Source organism: Chryseobacterium sp. II3a (assembly GCF_057815135.1).
The window spans coordinates 275,248-300,357 of record NZ_JBYPZJ010000003.1 but is presented as its reverse complement, the minus strand read 5'-3'; the positions used below and the strand labels follow the sequence as shown (position 1 = coordinate 300,357).

The 25,110-nt window shown below is 35.5% G+C and carries 25 protein-coding genes; 6 read left to right on the top strand and 19 right to left on the bottom strand.

All coding sequences use genetic code 11. The annotated features are described in order from the left end of the window. Nucleotides 1-274 precede the first annotated feature (274 nt). The 4 genes from bioB to AC3HD6_RS09885 are packed head-to-tail and all read right to left on the bottom strand — an operon-like array spanning nt 275 to nt 3,629. Complete coding sequence (bioB, locus tag AC3HD6_RS09900) at nt 275-1,255, bottom strand: biotin synthase BioB (RefSeq protein ID WP_390881142.1); 981 nt, start codon at nt 1,253-1,255, stop codon at nt 275-277. Continuing rightward, nucleotides 1,255-1,869, bottom strand: coding sequence for a dethiobiotin synthase (gene bioD, locus AC3HD6_RS09895; RefSeq protein ID WP_488896181.1), 615 nt, complete (start codon nt 1,867-1,869; stop codon nt 1,255-1,257). The genes bioB and bioD overlap by 1 nt, the downstream gene beginning before the upstream one ends. A 34-nt stretch (nt 1,870-1,903) precedes the next feature. Next, nucleotides 1,904-3,013: an aminotransferase class I/II-fold pyridoxal phosphate-dependent enzyme gene (locus AC3HD6_RS09890; RefSeq protein WP_488896180.1), complete on the bottom strand. Its 1,110-nt coding sequence runs from the start codon at nt 3,011-3,013 to the stop codon at nt 1,904-1,906. Then, nucleotides 3,006-3,629: a hypothetical protein gene (locus AC3HD6_RS09885; protein WP_488896179.1), complete on the bottom strand. Its 624-nt coding sequence runs from the start codon at nt 3,627-3,629 to the stop codon at nt 3,006-3,008. The genes AC3HD6_RS09890 and AC3HD6_RS09885 overlap by 8 nt, the downstream gene beginning before the upstream one ends. Nucleotides 3,630-3,695: 66 nt before the next feature. Here AC3HD6_RS09885 and AC3HD6_RS09880 point away from each other — a divergent pair, with 66 nt between their 5' ends. Continuing rightward, the gene (locus AC3HD6_RS09880; RefSeq protein WP_488896178.1) at nt 3,696-5,183 is read left to right on the top strand and encodes an aminotransferase-like domain-containing protein; all 1,488 of its coding nucleotides are present in this window, start codon (nt 3,696-3,698) and stop codon (nt 5,181-5,183) included. A gap of 189 nt (nt 5,184-5,372) precedes the next feature. Here AC3HD6_RS09880 and AC3HD6_RS09875 read toward each other — a convergent pair whose 3' ends face one another. From AC3HD6_RS09875 to AC3HD6_RS09840, 8 genes are all read right to left on the bottom strand, one after another. Continuing rightward, complete coding sequence (locus AC3HD6_RS09875; RefSeq protein ID WP_488896177.1) at nt 5,373-6,182, bottom strand: alpha/beta hydrolase; 810 nt, start codon at nt 6,180-6,182, stop codon at nt 5,373-5,375. A gap of 179 nt (nt 6,183-6,361) precedes the next feature. Beyond that, nucleotides 6,362-7,336, bottom strand: a complete 975-nt coding sequence (locus AC3HD6_RS09870; RefSeq protein ID WP_488896176.1) for a 3-oxoacyl-[acyl-carrier-protein] synthase III C-terminal domain-containing protein — start codon at nt 7,334-7,336, stop codon at nt 6,362-6,364. 182 nt (nt 7,337-7,518) lie between these two features. After that, on the bottom strand, nt 7,519-8,103 hold the full coding sequence (locus tag AC3HD6_RS09865) for a Crp/Fnr family transcriptional regulator (protein WP_488896175.1): 585 nt from the start codon (nt 8,101-8,103) through the stop codon (nt 7,519-7,521). A 180-nt stretch (nt 8,104-8,283) separates the two neighbouring features. Next, nucleotides 8,284-8,805, bottom strand: coding sequence for a GNAT family N-acetyltransferase (locus AC3HD6_RS09860; RefSeq protein WP_488896174.1), 522 nt, complete (start codon nt 8,803-8,805; stop codon nt 8,284-8,286). A gap of 13 nt (nt 8,806-8,818) precedes the next feature. Beyond that, a complete protein-coding gene (locus tag AC3HD6_RS09855) occupies nt 8,819-9,400 on the bottom strand; it encodes a 5'-methylthioadenosine/S-adenosylhomocysteine nucleosidase family protein (RefSeq protein WP_488896173.1) in 582 nt (193 codons plus the stop codon). Between the two features lie 241 nt (nt 9,401-9,641). Further along, the gene (locus tag AC3HD6_RS09850) at nt 9,642-10,343 is read right to left on the bottom strand and encodes a DsbA family oxidoreductase (protein WP_488896172.1); all 702 of its coding nucleotides are present in this window, start codon (nt 10,341-10,343) and stop codon (nt 9,642-9,644) included. A gap of 73 nt (nt 10,344-10,416) precedes the next feature. Next, complete coding sequence (locus AC3HD6_RS09845; RefSeq protein WP_488896171.1) at nt 10,417-11,583, bottom strand: MFS transporter; 1,167 nt, start codon at nt 11,581-11,583, stop codon at nt 10,417-10,419. A 17-nt stretch (nt 11,584-11,600) separates the two neighbouring features. Continuing rightward, entirely contained in the window at nt 11,601-12,521 is a 921-nt protein-coding gene (locus tag AC3HD6_RS09840) for an alpha/beta hydrolase (RefSeq protein WP_488896170.1), read from the bottom strand. Nucleotides 12,522-12,667: 146 nt separating this feature from the next. Between AC3HD6_RS09840 and AC3HD6_RS09835 the strand changes: the two genes are divergently transcribed. Further along, on the top strand, nt 12,668-13,042 hold the full coding sequence (locus AC3HD6_RS09835; RefSeq protein ID WP_068943404.1) for a winged helix-turn-helix transcriptional regulator: 375 nt from the start codon (nt 12,668-12,670) through the stop codon (nt 13,040-13,042). A 236-nt stretch (nt 13,043-13,278) separates the two neighbouring features. On the opposite strand, the gene AC3HD6_RS09830 is transcribed toward AC3HD6_RS09835, so the two are convergent. After that, nucleotides 13,279-14,463: an MFS transporter gene (locus AC3HD6_RS09830; RefSeq protein ID WP_488896169.1), complete on the bottom strand. Its 1,185-nt coding sequence runs from the start codon at nt 14,461-14,463 to the stop codon at nt 13,279-13,281. Between the two features lie 222 nt (nt 14,464-14,685). On the opposite strand from AC3HD6_RS09830, the gene AC3HD6_RS09825 reads away from it, so the two are divergent. After that, nucleotides 14,686-15,444 (top strand): NUDIX hydrolase, encoded by a 759-nt coding sequence (locus AC3HD6_RS09825; protein WP_488896168.1) that lies wholly within the window; start codon nt 14,686-14,688, stop codon nt 15,442-15,444. 80 nt (nt 15,445-15,524) lie between these two features. After that, entirely contained in the window at nt 15,525-16,256 is a 732-nt protein-coding gene (locus AC3HD6_RS09820; protein ID WP_488896167.1) for an MBL fold metallo-hydrolase, read from the top strand. Nucleotides 16,257-16,265: 9 nt separating this feature from the next. Here AC3HD6_RS09820 and AC3HD6_RS09815 read toward each other — a convergent pair whose 3' ends face one another. Continuing rightward, on the bottom strand, nt 16,266-16,607 hold the full coding sequence (locus AC3HD6_RS09815) for a helix-turn-helix transcriptional regulator (protein ID WP_488896166.1): 342 nt from the start codon (nt 16,605-16,607) through the stop codon (nt 16,266-16,268). 604 nt (nt 16,608-17,211) lie between these two features. Between AC3HD6_RS09815 and AC3HD6_RS09810 the strand changes: the two genes are divergently transcribed. Continuing rightward, entirely contained in the window at nt 17,212-17,805 is a 594-nt protein-coding gene (locus AC3HD6_RS09810; protein WP_488896165.1) for a Crp/Fnr family transcriptional regulator, read from the top strand. 134 nt (nt 17,806-17,939) lie between these two features. On the opposite strand, the gene AC3HD6_RS09805 is transcribed toward AC3HD6_RS09810, so the two are convergent. The 4 genes from AC3HD6_RS09805 to AC3HD6_RS09790 all read right to left on the bottom strand — a co-directional run bounded on the left by AC3HD6_RS09805 (nt 17,940) and on the right by AC3HD6_RS09790 (nt 23,628). Beyond that, nucleotides 17,940-20,096, bottom strand: coding sequence for a DEAD/DEAH box helicase (locus tag AC3HD6_RS09805; RefSeq protein WP_488896164.1), 2,157 nt, complete (start codon nt 20,094-20,096; stop codon nt 17,940-17,942). Beyond that, nucleotides 20,093-21,409 (bottom strand): ATP-binding protein, encoded by a 1,317-nt coding sequence (locus AC3HD6_RS09800; protein ID WP_488896163.1) that lies wholly within the window; start codon nt 21,407-21,409, stop codon nt 20,093-20,095. Before AC3HD6_RS09800 ends, AC3HD6_RS09805 begins: the two co-directional genes overlap by 4 nt. Then, nucleotides 21,402-22,844: a tellurite resistance TerB C-terminal domain-containing protein gene (locus tag AC3HD6_RS09795; protein WP_488896162.1), complete on the bottom strand. Its 1,443-nt coding sequence runs from the start codon at nt 22,842-22,844 to the stop codon at nt 21,402-21,404. Before AC3HD6_RS09795 ends, AC3HD6_RS09800 begins: the two co-directional genes overlap by 8 nt. Nucleotides 22,845-23,001: 157 nt before the next feature. Further along, a complete protein-coding gene (locus AC3HD6_RS09790; RefSeq protein ID WP_488896161.1) occupies nt 23,002-23,628 on the bottom strand; it encodes a CatA-like O-acetyltransferase in 627 nt (208 codons plus the stop codon). Between the two features lie 195 nt (nt 23,629-23,823). Between AC3HD6_RS09790 and AC3HD6_RS09785 the strand changes: the two genes are divergently transcribed. Further along, entirely contained in the window at nt 23,824-24,279 is a 456-nt protein-coding gene (locus tag AC3HD6_RS09785; protein WP_488896160.1) for a PPC domain-containing DNA-binding protein, read from the top strand. A 26-nt stretch (nt 24,280-24,305) separates the two neighbouring features. Here the strand turns inward: AC3HD6_RS09785 and AC3HD6_RS09780 are convergent, their stop codons facing one another. Further along, nucleotides 24,306-25,109 (bottom strand): helix-turn-helix domain-containing protein, encoded by an 804-nt coding sequence (locus tag AC3HD6_RS09780; RefSeq protein WP_488896159.1) that lies wholly within the window; start codon nt 25,107-25,109, stop codon nt 24,306-24,308. Between the last annotated feature and the right edge of the window lies 1 nt (nt 25,110).

Here is a 25,110-nt window from a genome sequence, read left to right as displayed (position 1 = left end):
AGTGTCGCTAAGGTTTTATAATCTTGTAGTATAATCTTCAAGATTGCTAAGGCGTTTCACTCAGCTAGAAGCCGTTGATTGATATACTTTTCTCTGCTGAATGCAATGCCCTCGCGGACAAAAAATATGCAGCTTCATTATGCTTCTCATTGCGGTTTTGGCGTTTAAATCTATAAAAACTAAGAATCAAGGAGCTTAATAAGTAATTCTTGAACAAAGCTCAAAATATACATAATTACAATCCAGAAACTCATGACTCATTATTTATAATCATTTAGCAGCAGCTTTCTTTTTTCATCATCGGTTTTAATCCAAGCGTTTCCAGCATCTGCATATCTTCAGACACCCCTGGATTAGGCGTAACCAAAAGCGTTTCTCTTTCTCCTGTGAAAATGGAGTTAGCTCCTGCCATAAAACACCATGCCTGTTCTGTTTCTGTCATTTCTATACGCCCTGCACTTAATCTTACCATAGAAGCCGGCATCACAATTCTTGCTGTAGCGATCATTCTTACCATTTCCCATGGATCTACCTTCTCATTATCCTCCAGTGGAGTTCCTTCTACTCTTGCCAAAGCATTGATAGGAACAGATTCCGGATGCTTAGGCATAGTAGCTAACGTTAATAGCATGGAAATTCTGTCTCTATGGGTTTCACCAAGGCCAATAATCCCACCGGAACACACTGTAATTCCTGCTTTGCGGACATTATTGATGGTATTGATTCGGTTGTCAAATGTTCTGGTGGAAATAATCTCTTCATAATACTGTTCAGAAGTATCAAGATTATGGTTGTAGGCATATAATCCTGCCTCCTGAAGCCTCACAGCCTGTTCTTCAGTAAGCATTCCCAAGGTGCAGCATACTTCCAGTCCAAGTTCATTAACTCCTTTTACCATATCAATGACCCTGTCAAAATCACGGTTGTTACGAACTTCACGCCAGGCAGCAGCCATGCAGAAACGGGATGAACCACTGTCTTTTGCTTTTTGAGCATGAGCAATTACGGTTTCTGTAGGAAGCAAGGCCTGCACTTTGATATTGGTGTGATAGCGGGCAGCCTGTCCACAGTATGAACAGTCTTCCGGGCAGCCTCCTGTTTTAATAGATAATAAAGTAGAGATCTGCACCTCAGAAGGATCATGCCATTCACGATGTACAGTTGCTGCCTTATAAATCAACTCCATAAGAGGCAAATGATAAATTTCTTCTATTTCTTCTTTAGTCCAGTTGTTTCTGGTTGTAGTTCTATCCATTATCTTAATTTTGTTTTTTTTAATTGTTGTGCAGCCAGTGCTACATGTTCTTGATCCGTACTTTTTATTTCAGGAATCTTGATAATTTTTGTTTCTTTTTTAATATAATTACAGATAACCCTTTCGGTATCTTCAGGAAATTCTCCATTGAGAATAAGGTACTCAAGCTTGATATCTCTTTGTTGAAGCGCCATAATGGAGAGCAATGTATGATTGATGCATCCTAAATAATTTCTTACTACGAGCGCAGCAGGAAGTCTTAGTCTTTCAAGCAGATCAATCATAAAAGTGTCATCAGAAAGCGGAACCATAAGCCCTCCTGCTCCTTCTACGATCAGGGAGTTTTGTGTTTCCGGCAGTTTGAAATCATTAAGATGAATCTGTATGTTTTCCGCTCTTGCCGACTGATGCGGTGATGCAGCCAGTTGAAGACGGTAAGTTTCGGGATAGCAAACCGTATCATCTGTCCAGTTTGCAATTTTATGGCTGTCTGTATAGTGAAGATCTCCTGATTGTACAGGTTTCCAGTAATCAGCTTTGAAATGTTGTACTAAAATGGCAGAACAAACAGTTTTTCCTATTTCGGTTCCTATGCCTGTTATAAATAATTTCATTAAGTTTTGTAAATCAATATTTTATCACATCTTTTTACAGAGAATCTTTGATGATTTCTGTAAGTTTAATAATTTCTTCTTCTGTATTGAAGCTGTGCAGGCATATTCTGAGTCTTTCAGCTCCTTCTTTTACAGTGGGACTATATACAGCATAGGTTAAGAATCCTTCTTTTGATAATGTTTCCTGTAAAGCTTTCAATTTCTGGTTGTCAGGAATAACAATAGCCTGAATGGGACTTATTACCGAAGATGGTGATACCAATCCTTGCTTTCGGAATATTTTAATATTTTCCTGGAGCAGTAAAGACAATTCGTGATGGTTTTCCAAAAAATCATATCCCGTTTTTATACCCATCCATTGAAAATCTTGTGCAGCAGTGGTATAAATAAATGGAGAGGCAAAATTGACCAGATAAGATTTTATACTCTCATGACAAAGAATTGCAGCCCCGTGAGCTCCTAATGCTTTACCATAAGTGACTACATTGGCTTTAATCTCATCCTTTAAGCCATATTGTTCTACCAAGCCATATCCAAAAACACCGAAAGCATGAGCTTCATCCACAATCAGCTCAGCTCCGTACTGTTTTGCCAGTTCAGCAATTTCCCTGATCGGAGCCAGATCCCCTTCCATAGAATAAAGACTTTCAATAGCAATATAGCAATGCCCTTCCTGCCTTTTTAAAACATTTTCCAGATGTTCAGGATCGTTATGGTTGAATTTTAATTTCCTTGCATTTGACATTTTGCATCCATCATGTACCGAACGGTGGATCTGCTCATCCACAATCACCGTATCATGACGGCCAGGAAGTGTTGAAAACAGAGCTAAATTAGCCTGGTAACCGGATGGAAAAAGCAATGCAGACTGACACTGATGCTTTTCAGCAATAAAGCTTTCAACAGAATCTGCAACTGTACTGTTTCCACTAATCAACCGGGAACCTGTACTTCCAGAAAGCAGCTGGGGGCTTGCATTGAGTTCCTTTAATAACTTATTACGAAGTTCTTCATTCCTTGCTAATCCGAGATAATCATTAGAATAGAAATCAACGCCATCAGTTTTAGGTTTTAAAGTCCTTAAAATTCCCTCCTGTTTTCTTTTGCGGAGTGCTGCCTGAAAATAACTAATGTTTTTAAGCATAGTTCAATTGAGCTACTTCTTCTGCGATTGCACTGATCCATTGGTCATGAAGCTCTTTTTCAATTTTCAGAATATGATCTGCATGCAGCTGCCAATCTTCAGAGAATTCATTAAGCTGATTAATCATTTCCTCAAGATGGCCTTCTTCTTCAAGAATAATAGACTTGACCATAATTTTAGAAGATTCTTCTGTAAGAATTTGTTGATAAACAGGATAAAGTTCATCAGCACGAACTTCAATAGCATATGTAACAAATAGATAAGCTGCATATTTGAGATCTTCTTTGGAAAGTTTAAATACTTTCTGGAGATATCTGCAAGCCTTGATATCTAATGAATGTAAATATTGTCTGGTTGCTACAGAAGCAAGCAGCTCATGGCTTTCATAGGTTTTGCAAAATTCAGAATCTATTTTCCCAATCTGTTTTTTAAGGTAATAAGCGTGTCTATGCTCTTCTGCAGCATGTTTCAACTGAATTTGAGTAACCAGCACCGGATGTTCACACTTTGATATTTTTCTTGCACCGGCATTTTCCATAAAAGAAAGAGTATTTAACCACTTGGCATGGGTTCGTCCCTCCCGTACTATTTTTTTAAGCAGATGATGAAATTCCATAGATTTTTATTTTGATGTCAAAAGTAGTATATTGCCGGATGGTTACACAGTACCAGTTTTTACATTATGGATAGTCCGGTTAAGATTCCTTACCAAAGTTTTATTAAAATAGATAGAAAATCAGAAACTTCTATCTATTTACAAATAGCCAATCAATTGGTGAATGCCATCCAAAGAGGTTTTTTACCTTTTGGAACCAAACTTCCGGGAACCAGAGCATTTAGCGAAATACTGGAAGTACACCGGAATACAGCTGTAGCAGTATATGATGAACTTTCTGCACAAGGCTGGGTGGAAAGTTTTCCGAACAAAGGAACGTTTGTGATTGGGAAAGATCAGGAAAAACCTATAAAAGTGAAGGATTTTAAAGAAAATAACCTTCAAAACTACCCTAAAGCGACCGGGTTTACTTTTAAAACCTCTAACATTTTAGATAATCCTTTTGAGCATTCGGATTGTGAATATGTCTTTAATGATGGGGTTCCGGATATCAGACTTACCCAGATCGGGCAGCATTCTAGGTTCTACAGTTCCATCCTTAAGCGTAAATCCAATCAGAAAGCATTTGGCCACTACAACCATGACGGGAGTGAGTTTTTTAAGGAACATTTATCACAATATCTTAATCTATCCCGCGGATTGCCTATTTCCAAGGGCAACCTTCTGATCACCCGAAGTACAGAAATGAGTATTTATATTGTTTCTGAAATCCTATTGTCTGTAGGAGACACAGTATTGGTCGGAGATCTGAGTTATTTTTCTGTGAATATGATTTTCCAGAAGGCTGGAGTCAATATTGTCACTCTTCCGATTGATGAAGAAGGAATTATCGTAGAAAGCGTTCGGGAAGCTTGTAAAAAACAGAAAATAAGAATGCTTTACCTTACTCCACACCATCACTACCCTACCACTGTAGCTTTAAGTGCACAGAGAAGGTTGGAATTGCTGGAGTTAGCCAATGAATACGGATTTATTATTCTTGAAGATGACTACGATTATGAATTCCATTATGATAAAAGTCCGATTTTGCCACTGGCCAGTGCCGATACGAATGGAATGGTCATCTATATAGGATCTTTCGGAAAATCATTAGCGCCCGGATTCAGAACCGGATTCATAGTAGCCCCTGAAAATCTGATGGTGGAAATGAGAAAGTATCTCGGTATCATTGACCGCCAGGGAGATATTCTGATGGAAAGAACGCTGGGTGAAATGATTGAAGAAGGTGAAATTAACCGTTATCTGAAAAAATCGTTAAAAGTATACCAGGAAAGACGTGATCATTTCAGTGTTTTGCTTAAAGAAAATCTTGGTGATATTATCAGATTTGAAAAACCTTCCGGAGGCCTTGCCGTTTGGATAGAATGGAATATTCCTATTAATCTGATGCAATTGAGCCGGAGCTGTGCCCAGGATAATCTTTTTATTCCCAAAACCTTACTCTATCAGAATAAAAATCTTATTGCAATGCGGTTAGGTTTTGGTGATTTAAATTTTGATGAAATGGAAAAGAGTATTGAGGTTCTTTCCCAGAATACTAAGGATTTTATATAAAATTTACAAATTTCCATTCAATGTTATTTTTCACCCATTTATCTATGTTCTTCAAGCAACAGCTCTACTTTTTTCATTGAATTATCTACAGCTTCAGGAATGGTGAAAACTCTAAGTTTTTATAAAATGAAAAACCCTTTCTAAGAATAATGCCTAGAAAGGGTTTAATAAGATTTTTAATGATATGTATTATTTAAAATACTTGTCAAATAAGGTTAATTGCTCAGAAAGTGAACGACTCCAGTATTGCGTATCATGAGCTCCTAAAGATTCTATATACAGGTGTTGTATCTTTTGCTCAGTAAGCTTTGTATGAAACTTTCTATTTTGCCCGATCATCTGAACATCTTCCGTTCCACAATCGAAAATATAACGCTGTCCGGCCGCTGCCATTATCTTTATTTTACTATCTGTAAAGGAATTGGGATTTATTGATTCTAAAGGTCCCAATACTTTATTTACCATATACTTATTATATCCTTCACCAAACGAATTAAAGTCTAAAGCGCCACATGAACTTCCTACAATTCCGAATGTTTTATTATAAGTTATCCCAATATTTGCAGCTCCATAACCGCCCATACTCCATCCCAGGATTCCTCTGAACTTTTTATCAGCTTTTACTGGATAATTTTTATCTATAAATTCAACAAGCTCTTTCCCGATAAAGGTTTGATACTGGGAATCTTTTACAATTGGACTGTCTACATACCATGAACTGTAATTCCCATCAGGCAGTACATAAATGGTTTTATACTCCTGGGCTTTCTTAACGATATCGGGAATATCTTCTTTGATAATCCTGTCAGGATTGCCACTGAAACCATGAAGAATATATACGGATGGATACGTTGTATTGGGCTGTAGGTTGGGAGTGATGATAATGGTTTTGATCTTTTTATTCATTTTGGGACTGAAAACTTCCTGATGAATAATTTTTTGTGCAGAAAACTGTGCAAAGGCGGTAAGAACAACAACAATGTTGATTAACTTTTTCATGCTTTAACGATATTTAATTAATAATAAGCAGATCATGAAGTACATCTCATCTCAATGTAAGAATTAAAACTTAATATACCTATGATCTTCTGACAATGCAAAGTTGCAATGGAAAAAACTGAAAAGCCTCAACAAATGTTGAAGCTTTTGTTAATTTATTTTTTACACTCTTAAAAGTATCAGTATTTCCAAAGCATTAATCCTGCCTGATAACCTGCTCCCAGTGTCCATATCAGAATATACTCCCCTCTTTTGAGCTTTCTTACCTTCTGCTGATATTGGTGTAATGCCAGAAAAGGGCTTGAAGAGCCTGTATATCCTACTTCTCTTGAAAAGAACGGAACCTTTTCCGGGGGTAAATTAAAATGCTCACAAATAGTATTAATATTTTTTAGTGAAAATTGAGAAAATAAAAACAGATCTATTTTTTGTATATTTAAATCATTACGTTCTAAAAATTCCTCCATATCATCTAATGCAAAATTGACACTGCCACTTCCATCAAAACTACTATCCCATAAAGTGACATCATTAAGATTATAACATGAATATCCTTCAGGAGGAAATATAACTGTATTGCAAACACTACTGTCCGTATGATACAGAACATCCATTAATCCCGAAGAAGAATCATCTTTTTCTACAATAAAAGCAAAAGAAGAATCTGAAAAACAAAATGCAGTGACCGGATTTTTAGGATCTAATATACCGGATAGCTTTTCTGAGCATACAACAAGTGCTTTCTGAGCAGTGAAAGATCCTTCAAGATATTTTGAAACCTGGTCCAGGGCTACAAAGGCCCCGATACAATTGACATTGATATCATAGCATAAAGTATTAGGCTTCCCTCCTAATGCCTGATGTATCTTAATAGCATCACAAGGAATATGATGTTCAGGCGTAGAAGTTACAAATACAATCATATCGATATTCAGAATCGAAATATTACTTTCCCTGAGAACTCCTTTTGCGGCTTCGATTCCCATAGAAAGCGTTGTTTCTTCAGATTCTTCTGCTACAATAAAGCGATTGCTGCGTCCCAGTGCATTCTGAATCTTCTGCATAGAAATATTTTGCTGCTCAAATTGCTCAATAACGAATTGATTTGTTTCCGCATTTTCCGGATGATAGAAATAAGTGTGATGAAGTTTCATAATTAATAGAATGTTGATTAATTTTTTGTGGCTTTTATTTAATTCCCAACAATGAGAATTATTGTAAATTTAGGAAAACTTACGTGAAAAAAAATAAATTAATCATGAAAAATTATCGTGCAAATAAGAAATAGAGGAAAAATTGAAACTGTTACTTATACTTTATTATAATAGATAGGTCTTCAGGATAATTTGTTGATTTCTTTTTTTATCCGGCTAAGCTGAGTGGGAGTAATCCCCAGATAAGATGCAATATGATGCTGTTTTAATCGGTCATGTAAAGGTTTATGATCAAGCAATGACAAATACCTTTGTTTGGCGGTTTCAAATTTTAAGGAAACTTCGAGGGGTTCTTTTTTTACTACCCAGTTTTTTTCAAGATACCGGAGATGAAACAGGGCCAAATCATGGTGCTTTTCTAATAATTCCCGAAAAGCTTTTACCGGATATTTAATGACTGAACAGTCTTCAAGCGCAATGATGCTGAACTCACTGGGTTCATTTTTAATAATGGCAGAAGTAGAAGCCACAAAGCTATTCTCTTCAAAAAAAATCTTGTAAATGTAGTTCCCGTCTTCATCTATTGTATAATATCCTATCAAACCGGATTTTATAAAATAGTAATACCTTGCCATATTTCCGGCTTCCAGAAGAAGTTCATTCTTTTTGTACTGTTCTTCACTACAGATATCCAATAAGGCTGTAATCGTTTCCTCTGATAGCGGATAATAAGTATTGACTTGTTTTAAGAATTCTGAATTGTTCATTGTATTGATGCTGGGATAAGCTTTTATTTAAGGTACAGGAAAATGAAAATTTCAATAAAAGTGACCCTTCTTTTTTTGCCACAAATGCACTAATAAAATAATTCGTGGCAATTAAAATTCTACGTAATTTCCAAAACATGTGAGTAAATAATTCATTTCCGTGAATACTTTGAGATCATTTTACTCCAGAATTTTCTTCATCATCAAATCTGTCTGCTCCTCATCTCCAAGTCTGAAAATATGCTTGCCAAACTCCACGAAACCATTCTTTCTGTAAAAGTTTAAAGCCCTCAGATTTTTTTCCCAAACACCCAGCCACAAATATGATTTATTGAGCTGATGAGCTATTTTCAAAGCCTGGTCATACAGCAGTTGCCCTACTTTTTGACCATGATGGCTTTTCTTTACATAAATTCTTTCTATTTCAAGGCTGGTTTCATCCTGCAATTCAGTCTGTGCTTTACCACCGTTAACTTTTAAATACCCTACCGGATTATCTTCTTCCCATGCAATATAGAAATGAGAATCAGGATTATTGAGCTCGGATTTTACTTTTTCTGTATTGAAACTTTCTTTTAGGTATTTCTCCATGGCCTCTTCCGTATTGTCTTTTGCAAAGGTTTCAGAAAATGTCTGAACAGCCAGTTTCTGTATACTATCTGTATCTTCAGCAGATGCTTTGTTAATAATAATAGATGCCATTTTTATATAAGTTTTATGAAAATAATATCTTTTTGAATGCTTCAGAAGCCAGATGTACCTGTACACTCCAATCATCTGCAGCATCACTTCCGGCATCATCTGAAATATATTTTAGGCATAGGAACGGAATATTTTCTTTTTGTGCAATCAAGGCTAAAGGATAAGCTTCCATATCTACAATATTGTAGTCTGTTTCTGAGTGATTCATTTCAAAACTGTCTCCACTCCCACAGATTCCTTCTTGTAAAGCATCCATTTTCAAACCATATTCCAAAACGGGTGGAATTCCGGATAATGGTGTTTCATACATTTTAAATCCGAGACCTCTTACATCCATATCCCGCTGGATGAATTTTGTGCAGCAAACCACTTCTCCTTTATGAAATCCTTTGCTTCCTGCTGAACCCAGATTGACAATTAATTTAGGTTTTCTGCTATGAATTTCTTTGGTAAGTTCTATGGCTGCATTTACCTTCCCGATTCCTGTTATTAATTTATTTTTGTCATCAAATACTGTCCCTGCTTCAGAATCCAGTGCAAAAACAAATAGAGTATCTGCAATAGGATAATGATGTTCATTGCTAATTTTTATCATTGAAGAATATAGATTTATCTGTATTACAAAGATACAAGAGTTTTATGGTATTTGGATCCCGATAATAATTTTCATCAACTTTTAAATACTCATTACACAGATAACGCTACAAAATAATCTTAATTTGTTGTTTGGATATAACATTCAGCTTTGCTGTAAATACAAACTATCTAAAGATTAATAGAGAATAAATTATATATTTAAACAAAACCCCAAACTAAAATAGCCTGGGGTTAAATTATTAAATGCTGCATCCATCAGCATCACAGGAAGCACCATTACTTCCCGAGAGATCTTTAAAAGGACTTACTGTCTCTTTATAGGTCTGTTGTAATGCATTTTCAAACACTTCTACAGGTTGTGCTCCGGAAACCGCATATTTTCCATTCAGAACAAAGAAAGGAACTCCGGAAACACCGTTATTTCTTGCCTCCATAATATCCTGATTCACTTCATAATCAAATTGCTCAGAAGTTACCGCTTCTTTAGCTTCATTCTTATCGATTCCTAAACCTTCAGCAAGGGAAATCAATACTTCTGGGTCACCTACATTTTTGCCATCTATAAAATGAGCAATAAACAAGGCTTCTTCCATTTCATTTGATTTATTATGCTTTTTTGCCAAATGAAGGAGTCTGTGAGCACTAAAAGTATTGATGATGAGTGCTTTTTCAAAATCAAAGTTAATACCAGCTCCTTTTCCCATCTGCATAACCTGATTAAGCATTTGAGAAGCCTGAGATTCAGGAACTCCTTTTTTCTCTCTGAAATACTGAAGAGTATTCTGAGTTTTGTTTGAATCTAAAGTTGGATCAAGCTGAAAACTCTTCCACTCTACTTCTACCTCATCTTTAAATGGCAACTTTTCTAAAGCCTGTTCAAAATTATTTTTACCTATATAGCAAAACGGACACATCACATCCGACCATATTTCTATTTTCATTGTATTTAATTTTAATTCAAATTTAATAGATCAAAGATACGGAATTATTTTAATGTAATAAAATTTGTTACATTTATTTTAAACAACCTGAAAGAACACTTCTATTTTTTTCCAATACACTTCTCAATATCATCATCAGGAAGGCTAAAATCCCAAAAACGAACCCTATCCATGGAGTATATTCTACTCCCTTACTCATAATAATCCAGCCTCCAATAGTCGTTCCTAGCGTGACTCCCAAATTGCCGAATGAGGTAGCGAGACTGTTGGCAAACTCCAACGCATCCGGCGCTGCAGATATCATATAAGTAGATGCATTCAGAAAACTTGGTGAATATAAAAATCCCCACACTCCAATGACAATAATCGTAGTCATTGTATTCCTACCTGAAAAAGATAACAATACAGGAATCAGTATCGTTCCGGAGAGGAAAAATGCCAATGTAGCCGTTATATTTTTATTAAGCATTTTACCTGCAATTCTATTGGCAATAATGCCTATAATTCCAAATAAAAATAACATATAACTTACCATAGAAGCATCCATTCCTTTAGCCTTACCCAAATAATCTGCAAAGTAGCTGTAGGTTGAAAACCAGGCTGTAATCATAAAAAAGTTTGTGAGGGTACTCAAAATAAACACGGGCTGCTTTAATATCTTGATCTGGCTTCCGTAAGATTTTTTCTCTTTCACAGGCATAGGCGGAAGGAGAAAATGAATGATCATCAAAGCAATTAAACTAATTACAGCTTGTATCATAAAGGAATATTCCCATGAATAGAGGGCCGAAATCCAAGTAGCAAAAGGAACTGTAGTCACCATTGCTATGGCTACTCCGCTGAAAACAATACTCATTAGCTCATTTTTATGATTGGTGTCACTTCCTGATACTGCTACAGACAATGCAGTGGCTATATATACAGGCTGCAAAAATGCAGGAAGAATTCTTACCATCATCAAGAGCCAGAAAGGAGGTGAAAAGGAAGAGACAATTCCAGTGAACAGGAACATAAAGATAGCAGCCGTCATTATTTTCTTTCTATCCATTCCTGAAGTCAGCAACGTCATAAAAGGTCCCGAAAGAGCAATGACCAAAGCAAAAGCACTTAAAAGATACCCGGCCTTGTCTATGCTGATTTTATAATGTTCCGCAACCTGGGGAAGAATTCCAATAATTCCAAATTCTGTAGTAATAACGGCTATAAATCCTAAACATCCAATGTATGCATACTTTTTCATAGTTTGCTAAAAATTGGTTATTTAAAATGCTGCTGAGCAAAACCACCCATCTCATTCACTGCCAATTGAGTGTCTTCTAAAATCTCTCCCATATGCATAAAGCCATGAACCATATCTTTATAAAAGCTTGTGGTAACAGATACTCCGGCATTTTTCATATTTTCAGCAAGATTCTTCGCATCATCAGCCAAAGGATCATGCTCAGCAATGATGATTAAGGTAGAAGGAGTATTTTTAAAATCTTTAATTAAAATAGGAATGGCTAAAGGATTATTAGCTTCTTCCTTGGGAAGATACCAGTTCCAGGCATCTACTCCGCCTTGTTTATTCAGTACAGGTCCGTTTTCATAAGTTTCCCATGATTGGGTATTAAGCTGATTATCCACTGCAGGATAAATCAGAACCTGAAACTTAAAAACAGCTCCAATTTGAGTAGAAACAGCCGTTGATAAACCTCCTCCGGCACTATCTCCTATAATTCCTATTTGATCCGGATCAATTCCTAATAACTCTGCATTTTCTCTGATCCACTGTACAGCATCCAGGCAATCATTCAATCCTGCTGGGAAAGGATGTTCCGGAGCAAGACGATAATCTACAAAAATAACGACAGCCTCTGTTCTATTGGCAATCTTACGAACTACTGCATCATGAGTTTCATAACCACCGGCAATAAACCATCCACCATGAATATAAATAATAGCTGGAGATTTTTGAACTGTTTTCCCTTTAGGACGATAGACTCTAACCGGAATCTGATGAATAGCCCCCGGAATGTTCAGCTCTTCAATCATAGCTACAGTTTCTTTTCTGCCACTGAGCTGAAGAGACATTGTTTCAAGATATTTTCGGGTATCTTCTAATGGATTTTGAGGATTAAAGGAATGTATTTTTTCTAAATGGTTTAAAATCTGATTGATTTTTGGTGTCAACTGCATTTTGTTTTAATTTTAGGTTAATATTGTTTTGCAGTGAACAGTAGCGCTATTGTTTTTTGTCTGCTTTTATGAGGCAAATTTAGATTTCATACCTTACATTTGCACTATACGGATATCATTGTATGGTACTAACAAATTTGTAAGTAATGGGAAGTATAAAAGAAAGTTCAACGAATAATATCAACAAACAATATATTCAGGAGTGTGATCTGAGTTATGCTGTCTGCAAGATTGGCGGAAGATGGAAACTATTTATCCTAAGCAAATTAAAGGATGAAAAACTACGTTTCAGTGAACTTAAAAGATCCATTTCAGGAATTACGGAAAGAATGCTTACGCTCCAATTGAGAGAGCTTGAAAAGGAAGGGCTGGTAAAAAGGACTGTGTATGCAGAAGTTCCTCCAAGGGTAGATTATGAACTTACAGCAATTGCCAGAGAACTGATTCCTATTTGGGATGCTTTAAATGAATGGGGCGGAAAACACAGGAAGGTTATTGAAGAGCAAGACTGTAAAGAATAATCGATGTAAACATGGTTAATAAAACCAATAAACTTGAAAATATTTATTGCCACGAATGCACGATCAATTTTAATTACATTTATTATCTATGTGCCTATATGGTTGAAAAAAATATAACCACATACGCACATAGATGATAAAAATATTAGCGCATTCATGGCGATTATAAATCAATTTTCTTGCGCCTTAAAGCAGTATGTTATTTTAAATTCATAGCGTTTTCCAACCGATAATGATTATGATTTATTGACTTTATTACAAAACAGGACATGAGCGATCAAAGCTAACACTCCAAAAGCAGTTCCTACCGCACAAACACCTGTCCATTGGGCTTTCTGCCACGCAACGGAAGCCAGCCATGTTCCCAGTGATCCCCCGATAAAATAAGAAACCATATAGACTGTATTCAGTCTGTTTACCGCATTGGATTTAATCATGAAGTAGTTCGTCTGATTCATAATATGGCTGGATTGTACTCCAAGATCTACAAGAATTACCCCTACAATAAGCCCCCAATAGGTTTCTCCTGCAAAATAAGTGAACCCCCAGCTTCCTATCAGAATCAGTAATGAATAAAGTATAATACGGTTGATATCTAAATATTTCTGAAGCTTTCCTACTTTAGCAGCGGCCAAAGCACCTACTGCTCCTGCCAATCCAAAACTTCCAACAACGGATGAACCTGCATTAAAAGGAGGTTTCTCCATATGAAACACCAAAGTTGTAAATAAAGCACACATAGATCCAAAAGCCATGGCTCCACGGAAAGATGCCAATTGAAGAATCGGCTGTGTTTTAGCAAGATGAGCCACAGAGCGCATCAACTCTTTGTAGGTTCCTTTGAAATTAGGGTGTAGCTCAGGGAGCATTTTGTAAACAGCCAGCCAGACTAAAATCATTAATCCCGCAGCAATTCCGAACATCGCTCTCCAACCCCATATTTCACCTACGATTCCACCAATAAAACGGGAAAGAAGGATTCCCAATAAAAGTCCGGACATTACCAGCCCGATATTAGCAGACTTCTCTTTATCTGAGGAAAGTTCTGCTGCAATAGGGACAAATAGCTGAGGAATCACAGAGGTAGCTCCAATCAATAAACTCGCGGCATACAGCATCCACAATTCATTGGCAAAGGTCATCCAAAGCAGGGAACCAAAGACAAGAAACAAATCGATAAGAATTAGCTTTTTACGGAAAAACTTATCTCCAAGCGGTACTATCAGTAATAATCCCAAAGCATAGCCAATCTGAGTAAGTACTGAAATTTTACTCGCTGCGGCTTCTGAAACATTTAGATCTTCTGAGATCAATGCGAGTAAAGGTTGATTATAATAATTGTTGGCAACAACAAGTCCTGAAATAATAGCCATTAACCAGACCACTGTTCTGGAAATACCGTTGGTAGAGTTCTCCTGCATCTTGAAATTTTTATTGAAATGTAATATATCCTGATCATTGTCTATTAGGATATATTTTTATCGGCTTCAAAGGTAGCGATTTTCATAAAAAAGACAGACGATTATCATTGATTTCACCTGTAGGTGTTATAGATTTTATCCTTTCATACTGCATCAGCAAAGAGTTTTTTTTAAGCATTATCCGATTTTATCTTTACATTTGTAATCACACATTTTATTTTTATGGATTATATGGATTCCAGGGAACAGATTTTACAGAAATCTGCCGAAGCAAAAGAACTTTTTCTTCCTCATATTTCAGTAGACCCGGTTGTTTTTGGTTTTGACCAGAATGAACTTAAGGTATTGCTGGTAAGAATGAAATACAGAAAACAATGGCTGCTCCCGGGCGGCTATGTGAGAAGAGATGAAGATCTGGATGAAGCGGTAGTAAGAGTACTGGAAGACAGAGCTGGAGTTACTGATGTATTCCTGCAGGAGTTTGGCGTTTTTGGAAGAAAGAACAGAAGCCAGCTTTATTTTGAAGAATTTGACGAAACCCTTTTCCAAAAGCAGCGGTTTATTTCTGTAGGATATTATGCACTTTATAACTCTTCTGAAATTAATCCTGTTGCTGATGATGTAAGTGAGGCATGTGAATGGGTTTATTTACGCCAGTTACCTGAAATTGATTTTGCAATGGACCACCGTGAAATCATTGAAAAAGCTTTGCTTACCCTACGGGAAAAAATATCATCCAAACCCATCGGTTATAATCTGATGCCTGAAAAATTCACACTTCCGGAACTGCAAAAACTATATGAAGCCATATTAGGGAAACCCCTTAATCGTGGGAATTTCTACAGAAAAATTAAAAATCTGAATGTTTTAAAAAAGCTTGATGAGCAGAGATATGTGGGCGCTCACAGATCTCCCGATCTTTATTCCTTTGATCTAGAAAATTATGAAAAGGCGTTGGAAAACGGTCTGAACAGCTGGTAACAGTTTTCTATTGTTTTTACCGATGATGTATATTGATGAAAAACCTTTTGAATATTGGAAATATTCAGGAAATTTGCATCATGAAAATCATTCCGCTCAAAGAAGGCAATTTCTCAGCCAGCAAAACCAAAGATTTTACCCTTTTAACAGAAGACAATTTTGATAAAGTTAGTGGTATTAAAATGTCCGTACAGCCTTTTCTTATTATTACCGAAAATGATCATATCCTTTTAGATGCCGGGATTGGCTGGAAAAGTGAAACAGGGAGAACGGTGATTTCAGAAATTCTTGAAAGGGAAAATGTACGTCCTGAGCAGATTACCAAACTCCTTCTCTCCCATCTTCATAAAGACCATATTGAAGGTACTGTAAAACATACCGATCATGGCTATGAAGCGGCTTTTCCTAATGCACAAATTTATATCCAGAAACGTGAACTGGCTTTTGCCATGGAAAATAAAGGGAATCCTTCTTTTGATTTTGATATTCTGGATCAGTTGATACAATTGCCCAATATTACCTGGATGAATGAAGACAAAGGACAGATTACCCATGAAATATCTTATGAAGTAGTAGGTGGGCACACTCCATTTATGCAGGTGTTTTGGATCAGGGAAAATGAAGAAACGGCTTTTTATGGAGCAGATGATCTTCCACAAGCCTCCTATTTAAAATACCATCTGGCCTATAAAAGTGATTTTAACGGAAGAAAAGCAATGGAATTAAGGCTGTTATGGGAAAAAGAAGCCAAAGAGAATGATTGGCAGATACTTCTTTATCACGATCTGGATAAAGCGGTTATTAAAGCTTAAAAAAATGGTTTAAATTTCATTAAACCATTTGTAGATATCAAACTCAGAGGGAATATTCAGTTTCTTTCTGATCCGGTTTTTCCGATTTTGTATAGCTTTGGGGGTAACAAAGATACAGGTGGCTATTTCCTTTGTTGTCATATTCAGCTTAAGGTAAATACAAAAGATCAGTTCGGAATTTTTAAGACCGGGCTGTATAGCAGATAACTTTTCGAAAAAATCAGGATAGACCAGTCTGAATTTGTTCAGCAGACGGGGAGAATTTGCTTTGGCTAAAGCCACAATTTCATCTTGTACAAGAATCTTTTGATTCAAATCCTCTAAGTTCGGTTCAGTTTTTTTGTTTTTCATAATACTTTCTCATCTCTACTCGTTGCTGATATGCATCCTTTGCATACCAGTACACAATCTTGTTTCTTTTTATCAATCAATGGGGTGATAATTGGCTACAGGGAAATAAAATAATTTTTATACATTCAAAATTCCTTTGTTTTTTTTAAATAATACTTAACAATTTTTACGCTATATCTTGTATTTAATAAATCATTAGGTTAAAAAATTCATACATCTGAATTTTCATTCGTTTTTGTATAGAGCAAAGAAATAAAAAATGATTAAAATTCTGTTAAAATAGAGTACCACATACATACCACGTTATATTTTTCAATACAATATCTTAACACCTTTTATCAGACCGTTTGTCATTTTTTTATCGTGTATAAATTTAAGAGGTTAACCTGTTCACTTTTTATGATTCTAATCAATAATTTTCCTCTTTCTTCTTACAAAAGATATACTTTGTGGTATCTGAATGGTACCTTATTTCATGGCCAATAATTAAAATAAGTGTTTCTTTATTCTTTGAAAATTTTTGAACTGAATATAGTATTTGAATAATGAAAAATGTGTTTTTATCAAAGTTTCTAAAAAATTCAGCTAGAAATACATCACAGCTATGATCATTGAAAATTTATTAATTTCATTTGGGGCAGAAATAAAAAATTATAAAGCGGGAGAGATTATTTTCCGTGAAGAAGATCTGCCTACGCATTATTATCAGATAGAAAAAGGGAATATCAAACTTAATAACTATACTGAGGATGGAAAAGAATTTATTCAGAATATATTCTCAGATGGCCACAGTTTTGGCGAGTCTCTTTTGTTTATAGAACGCCCATATCCTATGAATGCAATAGCTATAGAAGATTCTACAATCTTCAGAATGCCTAAATCAAGCTTTTTAAATCTGGTACAAAAAAATCCGGAAATCTCATTGAATATATATCAATGTCTGGCAGAAAGAATGTATTACAAATACATTATGTTCTACAATCTATCTTTTCAGAATCCGGTAGCTAAACTAAAGTTATTGCTGGATTATCTTAAAAGCTATCATGATGACAAAGCGCTCTACTCTTTCCAGATTCCGCTTACCAGGCAGCAATTGGCTTCACTGGTCGGGCTTCGTGTAGAAACGGTCATCCGGACCATCAAGCAAATGGAAAAAGATAAGATTGTAAAGCTCGAAAAAAGGAAGATTTACTATTAAAAATTGATAGGAACTGTCTTAAAAGTTATATAATTTAGATTTTGCTATTCTGCCGAAGGAGGAATCTTATCACAAATCAATGGCTTAAGATTATTACATTTCATTCAGAGTGGAACTTTTAAGACAGTCTCTATTTAATTGTATAGGGGCGGCTGATTTTCTATAAATCTCAGATTTTCGAGATAGCTATAACATTCTTCAAAATCAAAATATTTTTCTTTTAACAATGCTGTCTGATAGTGAATGGGTAAATATTTTCCCCATTTTGAAAAATCAATGATTCCCGGCATATTTTCCAATAATTCAATTAACATCCGATCGATATTCTGCTGCTCTTTGTCAATATTTTTTAAGCTTGTTATCAGCTCACTTCCACTATGATCTGCTATTTCAAAAAGACTTTCCTTATCGTGAAGAATAGTATCAATTTTCAACATATCCAGCATAAATCGTAAAGTTCTGTTGATCCTTGAGCTGGTAAAAGAATAGAATTTTAGATTGTTATTACTGGTCAGTAAAGGTCTTTCAGTTTTAGCATCATTGATCATAAATACAGAGAACTCTTTTCTTAATTCATCGATTACCTCACTGCCTGTCTCATCCAAAAATTCATACTTTTCTTTTGTAATAAGTATTTCCAGCATTTTTTCCCTGATGCGGTAAGCTGTATCAGCAGCTTCTCCAGAGAAAGTCGGTCTTTTTCCATCTTTGGCAGGCACTACTTCTATTTTTTTTGTTTTAAAATCAACATCAATGATGCTCCATATTTTTGCAGACAAATAAATATTTTCATTTACTCTTATTTGAGGAGACAGTGGCAGCTCCCCAATTTTAATACCATTACTGGAAACTTTGAAGAAAACCGGAGTTTCAAAAAGGCTGTAAAATTCTCTGCTGTTCACCATCTCCTCTCCTTCTATTCCAATAATCAGCTCCCTTCCCAGCTTTTCTAGAAATTCAATGCTAACAAGATGATTGACGATTTCTTCTATCTCTTCTGTTTTAATAGCTGAGAATGTAGAATTAGTAGTCATTTCCTCCATCAGTTTAGATAAGGAAATTCCCGACGAACCTTTTACAATGGATAAGATCTGATGTACCAAGACATCATAAGGTTTTTCACTTACAGCAATAGGTTCTATATACTGTTCCTGATAAAGCAGCCAGCAGGCCAGAGATTGTAATAAACTCCAGGGATCTGTGGCATATAAAAACAGATTACTTGCTCTGCCTTCCCGTCTTCCGCTTCTTCCAACTCTTTGGATAAGAGAGGCAATACTGTGAGTAGCATCAATCTGTACTACTTCATCTACATGACCAATATCAATTCCCAATTCCAGGGTTGAAGTACAAGAGATACAAAAGTTCTGAAGAGTGGAATTTTTAGCAAAAAACTCTACATATTCGCGGACTTCTTTATCCACAGAAGAATGATGCGAAAAATAGTTTTTATGGCCGCCTACCCTTTCTGAGATTTGCTTAAGCTTTACAGCAACTTCTTCTACTCTGCCTCTTGCATTGGGGAATATAAGTACCTTACTTTCCCTTGTTCTTACATAGATATCCTTCAACAAGGATAATGGTAATTCTTCTACAGACGCAGCGAAGTAGCGGAAAACCGTATTTATGGGCTTAGGAGTTGTATCTCTAATGATCTTTGTATGATCTGTATCTCCAAGAAAATTCTTAAGCTCAATGTATTGGTTAGCATCACTTACTGTAGCAGAAAGTCCTACGATACTGAATTTTTTAATATTGATTTTTTGAAGCCTATTCAATAAAGACTGCAAATGAGTTCCCCGATCTGATCCCAGGAATGAATGAATTTCATCAATAACAATATAATCCAGGGTTGAAAACAAGTGTTTTACGTTGTAAGGTTTATTCACCAACATGGCTTCCAGAGATTCAGGAGTAATGAGAACAATACCCTCCGGATTTTTTAATAATCTGTCTTTAGCACCTTTTGCCGCTTCTCCATGCCATTTTGTTACCGGTACATCCAGATACTCACAAAGACCTTCCACCCGGACAAACTGGTCATTGATCAGTGCAATTAATGGAGAAATATAAAGAACTTTTACTCCCGGTTCCTTAAAGTTTACTTTTGACAAAATAGGAAGGAAAGCAGCCTCAGTTTTCCCTGAAGCAGTTCTGGATATTAAAACATAATTGTGATCCGTGGTCATAATTCTTTGAATGGCAGCTTCCTGAATATTTCTCAGGCTTTCCCATTTCTTATCACGGATGTATTTTCTGATAGGCTCAGAAAGCAGGTTGAATGCTGTCATAGTTCCTCAATACTACCTAAAAGAACAAGATCATTCGGTCTTTCGTCTGAGATTTCAATGTCTCCGAAAAGTTTTCCTTTATCTGCCTCAGGGTTTTGTCTGATGATATTGAGAATGTTCAGAAAATCTCTGATCACTTCTCTTGGAGTAAGAAATTCTGCAGCTCCCGGTTTATTGAACATTTCTTCCATAAAAGCAGAAATTTCCTCATCCGTAATATTCAGTTCTGTTTTATAATTAAAGTCAAAGATCAGCTTTAGCTTTTTAAGCAGTACAAAGATCTCATTATGATTCAAAGGTATAAGTTTGATCACTGGCTGGGCAAAATCGCGGAACTCAGAGGTTTCAAATTTATTAGCTTCCAGTCTTGATTTTAAAGCCTGATAACTGAAAAGTCCGCGCCTTTCGTTTTCGAGAAATTCTTTTGTCCCTGCAAAATTGATGAAGAGATTAGAAACTTTTCCCTGAAAACAGTCATTATAAATCGATAAAATCTTCTCATAATTCTTCTCCCGGGATGCAGAAACCGATATTTTGTAGAGGTTAATCGCTTCATCAAAATTGATCATAAAACCACTATATCCCATGCTTACAAACAGCTTGCAGAAGTTTTTCAGCATGTCATAATAATTGGAATCATTGATAATTTCTCTTATTCCAAGGTCCTGTCTGGCTTCTGTTTTGGTAGTATATTCTCCTTTTAGCCATTTCAGGGCATTTCGGCGCAGCAATTCATCTCCTTTGATATACCCTTCGTAATATTTTACAATAGCAGAGCCAAAATCAAACCCGCCTACTTCAGTAATTTCATTGACCGTTTTCATAATAGAATTCTGAATAAGTCCTAAATACTGATCATTTCTGATTTCCAATAAAGAAATTTGATTTTCTTCTGCCGTTTTCGAAATCACCTGCTCAATCCATTTTTCTAATAATGTCTGTAAAGCTCCACCTTCAGGTTTAGTCTGGATGGCAATATTATCCATAATGGCAGAATATAGAATAACGCTTTTTCCATCATTGGCATAAAGCCTGTTGTCCGGAGTAAAATCGGCATTCGCTACTACAAACTTCTGCTTTAATGCCACTGTATTTAAAAGATGAAGCATGAAAGATTTTCCGCTTCCAAAATCTCCGATCCAGAATTTCACAAGACTCAATCCGTTTTTAACATCTTCCAGGGAACTGATAAAGGCATTCACTTCTTCTGATCTGCCTACAGTAATATGCTGTACACCAATTTTAGGAACTACACCGCTCACCAGAGAGTTGATAATGGAAGTTGCTTCTTTGGGTTTAATATTGTCAATCATTGTTTAAAAGTTTTTTATAGTAATTGGTGTTAATAATAAAATATTCATCTTCTTCTTCAATCAGAATATCATCTAAGGTTTCATAACAGCTTTCATTAATAGAATCTATAGTAGATCCCATAAACAGGCCTTTGGTTTTGATAAAATCTTCAACATCAGTTTGGAGGATGTTCAAGCTTTGTTTTTCAAAAAAGTCAAGAATTTCCTTTTGAATAGCTGACAAATTCAGTTCATTCAGGTATTTGTTGGCTTGAGCTTCCGGAATTTGTGGGATGATGATGGTAATTTCCTGCTCAGTGAAAGTTTCTTCTGATTTTGCAGCATCTTCTTCCTCTTCATTGAGAATTTGTCCTAAAATTCCAGCTGTTTCAGAATCCAGAGCCTGAATATTTTTAATCGCCTCAGGATCAATCGTAATTCTTTTTCTTTTAGGAGTATATAGCAAATTAGCCTTTTCAATAGCCCTTTCCAGATTTCTGTCAGCAATAAACTCACTTAGAATTTTTTCAAAATCAGAAAGCTGTTCTTTCGTAGAGAATAAATTTTTTTGAACATTTTTATTCAGCTGTCTCTGATCAAACTTTGGGGAATTCAGATCTTTATCCAAATAATGAATATAAAGCCTTAATGCACATGTTTTATCATATTCAGCAACAAATTTTGAAGCTTCAAAAAATAAGGCATCCACAGACGGATTTTTAATATTCACCTCACCAAGCCTGAAAATTTCCCTTTCAAAAGCCAATGGATTGGAGTAATCTTCTTTCACCTGATCAAATTTTGTTTTCCAACGGTTCGTATTATTCTCATTAAGGATAATATTGGTCTTATAATCAGCATCCAGAATCTGATGCTGATTTTCAATCAGGAAAGCATCCAGTTTTGAAACAATCTTCCTATTGTACTGATGAAGAATATCCGGATGATTATAACTGAAATCAGTATTGATCTTTCTTTTGATTCCATATACATCGCGGACATTATTTTCACATAATTTCAGAATATGATTGAATATCTCAGTCTGTACAGATTCATAAGTATAGTTATAATTAAGACTTTCTTTTCTATAATTGTAACGGAGGCATACGATGATTTCTGAAAGCTCATCAATCACTGTTGCATAGGATTTGTTGACAGGAATACAATGCTGATAAAGGTATTCAACAGCTCTTAGAAACTGTTTCAATATCTGAATTTTACAATATTCTATATCATTAAAAACATTACCGGAAAAAGCCATTTTATCCAGCATTGAGATTTGATTCTCATTCAGTGAAAGTTTACGGACATATTTTTTTCCGATCTTTCCTGAGTCAGGATCATAAATAGTAGACTGAGAATCTGGAGCAAAGGAAGTATTTCCAAAATCAATCGGAGTTTCCTGGTGTCCGGAAACATCTATAATGGAATCATCAATAGTATTATCATTCAGCATGATGGCATCTTAGTAAAATTGAGTTATGGATTAATTAGTTTTCTTGATTATCAAACCAATTCTCTAATATAGCAATATATTGTCTCAAATTTACCCAAATCCGAAAAATATCCTTTACGGTTTTCCGTAATGCAAACTTTTTTATCCGGTACTATTTCTATAAGTCAAGCTGTCTCTGAAACTCTTCCAGATATTTCGCGATGTGAATTCCATCTGCCAGCCCGTGGTGGGCTTCAATAGAAACCGGCATGTACTTTCTGCCATCACGGATATTGAATTTACCGAAAGATATTTTGGGAACAGATTCTCCATTGTTAAAATCTGTAGGATGAAGAATCGCACTGAAAGAATTCCAGGGAATCGTTGTATGTCTGATATGATCTTTCCCCAATCTCTCATTGCTTAATCTAAGACCTGAAGAATTGTGAACTCCTTTTATTTCTTTTTGCAGCTCAACATTAAACGTTTCAAAATCTTCTGAAAAAGGGGTAAATGAAAATCCAAAAGTTCCATCAGGTCTGGCAATGGTACTTCCCGCGTGGACAATATCAAACTGAATAACCTGGCCATCAATGATTCTCAATTTCAATTCATCAACGGTATTAATGGCAACCATAGACTTGTGGTAATAATAGGCAAAGAAAGAATATCCGTTTTCTTTAGCTTTTTCGTAAGCATTTGTACAATCTACTTCGGTAGTAAAGCCAAAATACGGACTCGCCATTTTAGAGAAAAATTCAAAATGTTCCTTTCTGTTCCATTGCTCCAGGTCTACGATCTTCATTGATTTTAATTTGCTGCAAATTTCTGTATTTTTCCTGATCTGAACTAGTAAACTGAATTAATTTTTCTCTTAAGAGCATGATTATTGCATTCTGTTTTTGCAGCCGGGAAATGTAATGATACAGAAATTTGATTCTAATCTTTATGTCATTAATTTTCCTACACATGAATCATCAATTTATCAATTACCTTTATTATGGAAATAGAAAACTTCAAAGGAAACCGATGGTCAGCAAGGAAAGTTGATCAAATTTATATAGTAAGCATTCAAAATAATTCCAATATCATAGAGACTTTGACGGATTTTGTTCAAGATCAGCATATTCAGGCAGGAGAAGTTACAGGCATTGGTGCTGTAAGTGAGGCAACCCTTAGGTTCTTTAATTTTGAAACCAAAAAATATGTAGACAAAACGTTTAAAGAACAAATGGAGGCTTCCAACATCTCAGGAAATGTTTCTATTATAGAAGAAAAACCTGTACTCCATCTTCATATTACCTTAGGAAGAGAGAATTATACAGCTTTGGCAGGACACCTTTTAGAAGCTACCATTCATGGAGCCGGTGAATTTATTTTTTATCCTTTAGATACCAGAGTGATAAAAATCAAGGATCAGGAAACAGGAATCAACCTCTATGATTTTGAAAAATAAGCCCTCGAATACTATTGAAATATGCATTATACTTCTGTGCTAGTAACTCCAAATTTCTGTTTGAATGAAGAATAGAAATGAGACAGATTTTCAAATCCCAGATCCAGATAAATTTCCGAAGGACGTTTATCTTTATTTTTAATTAAATAATAGGCTTCTTTTAACCTCCTTTCTTTCAGCCATAGCTTTGGACTCATCTTAAAGATCTTATTAAAATCCCGCTTAAAACCGGAAAGACTGCGTCCTGTAAGTCTTGCAAAAGATTCTATGGATACATTAAACATAAAGTTCCTATTCATAAACTCTTTCAGATCAATCTTATGAGGTCCTGAAAAGTCGAATAACAGATTTTTCAGATCAGGATGACTTTGAAGCAGCAACTCTATAGCTTCTTTCACTTTTAAAGCAGCCAATCTTGGCGAAATATCTTTTGTTTTGTAAATGTAAGGAATAAGTGATGTAAAATAAGTCTTAAAAAAGTCATCCGGCTCAAAAAACAGTTTTTGATGATCAGGAAATGGCTGATCTGCTTCCACTCTATTTTCTGCTGAATAGTGTCTTAGCGTTTCATCATCTAAGGTAATGGAAAGAAACTGGTACTTCTCATTCTTTGATGGATATTTCATAGTTCTGATCAACTGGTTTTTCCTAACCAGAACAACTGTATTTTCTTTAATAATTGTTGTGCCCTGTTCATGAAAAGCATGTGTTTCTCCGGACAGCTGAAACCCTAAAAAATGATCAGGAATAAACTCTTCATGCCCTTTATAAGTTTCAAAAGCACATGAATATACCAATTTATCAAATATGATTTCAGAAGTCTTTTCCATT

Excerpts from the sequence above, each read along its gene's own strand:
- bioB (WP_390881142.1), bottom strand. The coding sequence starts at position 1,255 with ATGGATAGAACTACAACCAGAAACAACTGGACTAAAGAAGAAATAGAA.
- bioD (WP_488896181.1), bottom strand. The coding sequence starts at position 1,869 with ATGAAATTATTTATAACAGGCATAGGAACCGAAATAGGAAAAACTGTT.
- AC3HD6_RS09890 (WP_488896180.1), bottom strand. The coding sequence starts at position 3,013 with ATGCTTAAAAACATTAGTTATTTTCAGGCAGCACTCCGCAAAAGAAAA.
- AC3HD6_RS09885 (WP_488896179.1), bottom strand. The coding sequence starts at position 3,629 with ATGGAATTTCATCATCTGCTTAAAAAAATAGTACGGGAGGGACGAACC.
- AC3HD6_RS09880 (WP_488896178.1), top strand. The coding sequence starts at position 3,696 with ATGGATAGTCCGGTTAAGATTCCTTACCAAAGTTTTATTAAAATAGAT.
- AC3HD6_RS09875 (WP_488896177.1), bottom strand. The coding sequence starts at position 6,182 with ATGAAAAAGTTAATCAACATTGTTGTTGTTCTTACCGCCTTTGCACAG.
- AC3HD6_RS09870 (WP_488896176.1), bottom strand. The coding sequence starts at position 7,336 with ATGAAACTTCATCACACTTATTTCTATCATCCGGAAAATGCGGAAACA.
- AC3HD6_RS09865 (WP_488896175.1), bottom strand. The coding sequence starts at position 8,103 with ATGAACAATTCAGAATTCTTAAAACAAGTCAATACTTATTATCCGCTA.
- AC3HD6_RS09860 (WP_488896174.1), bottom strand. The coding sequence starts at position 8,805 with ATGGCATCTATTATTATTAACAAAGCATCTGCTGAAGATACAGATAGT.
- AC3HD6_RS09855 (WP_488896173.1), bottom strand. The coding sequence starts at position 9,400 with ATGATAAAAATTAGCAATGAACATCATTATCCTATTGCAGATACTCTA.
- AC3HD6_RS09850 (WP_488896172.1), bottom strand. The coding sequence starts at position 10,343 with ATGAAAATAGAAATATGGTCGGATGTGATGTGTCCGTTTTGCTATATA.
- AC3HD6_RS09845 (WP_488896171.1), bottom strand. The coding sequence starts at position 11,583 with ATGAAAAAGTATGCATACATTGGATGTTTAGGATTTATAGCCGTTATT.
- AC3HD6_RS09840 (WP_488896170.1), bottom strand. The coding sequence starts at position 12,521 with ATGCAGTTGACACCAAAAATCAATCAGATTTTAAACCATTTAGAAAAA.
- AC3HD6_RS09835 (WP_068943404.1), top strand. The coding sequence starts at position 12,668 with ATGGGAAGTATAAAAGAAAGTTCAACGAATAATATCAACAAACAATAT.
- AC3HD6_RS09830 (WP_488896169.1), bottom strand. The coding sequence starts at position 14,463 with ATGCAGGAGAACTCTACCAACGGTATTTCCAGAACAGTGGTCTGGTTA.
- AC3HD6_RS09825 (WP_488896168.1), top strand. The coding sequence starts at position 14,686 with ATGGATTATATGGATTCCAGGGAACAGATTTTACAGAAATCTGCCGAA.
- AC3HD6_RS09820 (WP_488896167.1), top strand. The coding sequence starts at position 15,525 with ATGAAAATCATTCCGCTCAAAGAAGGCAATTTCTCAGCCAGCAAAACC.
- AC3HD6_RS09815 (WP_488896166.1), bottom strand. The coding sequence starts at position 16,607 with ATGAAAAACAAAAAAACTGAACCGAACTTAGAGGATTTGAATCAAAAG.
- AC3HD6_RS09810 (WP_488896165.1), top strand. The coding sequence starts at position 17,212 with ATGATCATTGAAAATTTATTAATTTCATTTGGGGCAGAAATAAAAAAT.
- AC3HD6_RS09805 (WP_488896164.1), bottom strand. The coding sequence starts at position 20,096 with ATGACAGCATTCAACCTGCTTTCTGAGCCTATCAGAAAATACATCCGT.
- AC3HD6_RS09800 (WP_488896163.1), bottom strand. The coding sequence starts at position 21,409 with ATGATTGACAATATTAAACCCAAAGAAGCAACTTCCATTATCAACTCT.
- AC3HD6_RS09795 (WP_488896162.1), bottom strand. The coding sequence starts at position 22,844 with ATGCTGAATGATAATACTATTGATGATTCCATTATAGATGTTTCCGGA.
- AC3HD6_RS09790 (WP_488896161.1), bottom strand. The coding sequence starts at position 23,628 with ATGAAGATCGTAGACCTGGAGCAATGGAACAGAAAGGAACATTTTGAA.
- AC3HD6_RS09785 (WP_488896160.1), top strand. The coding sequence starts at position 23,824 with ATGGAAATAGAAAACTTCAAAGGAAACCGATGGTCAGCAAGGAAAGTT.
- AC3HD6_RS09780 (WP_488896159.1), bottom strand. The coding sequence starts at position 25,109 with ATGGAAAAGACTTCTGAAATCATATTTGATAAATTGGTATATTCATGT.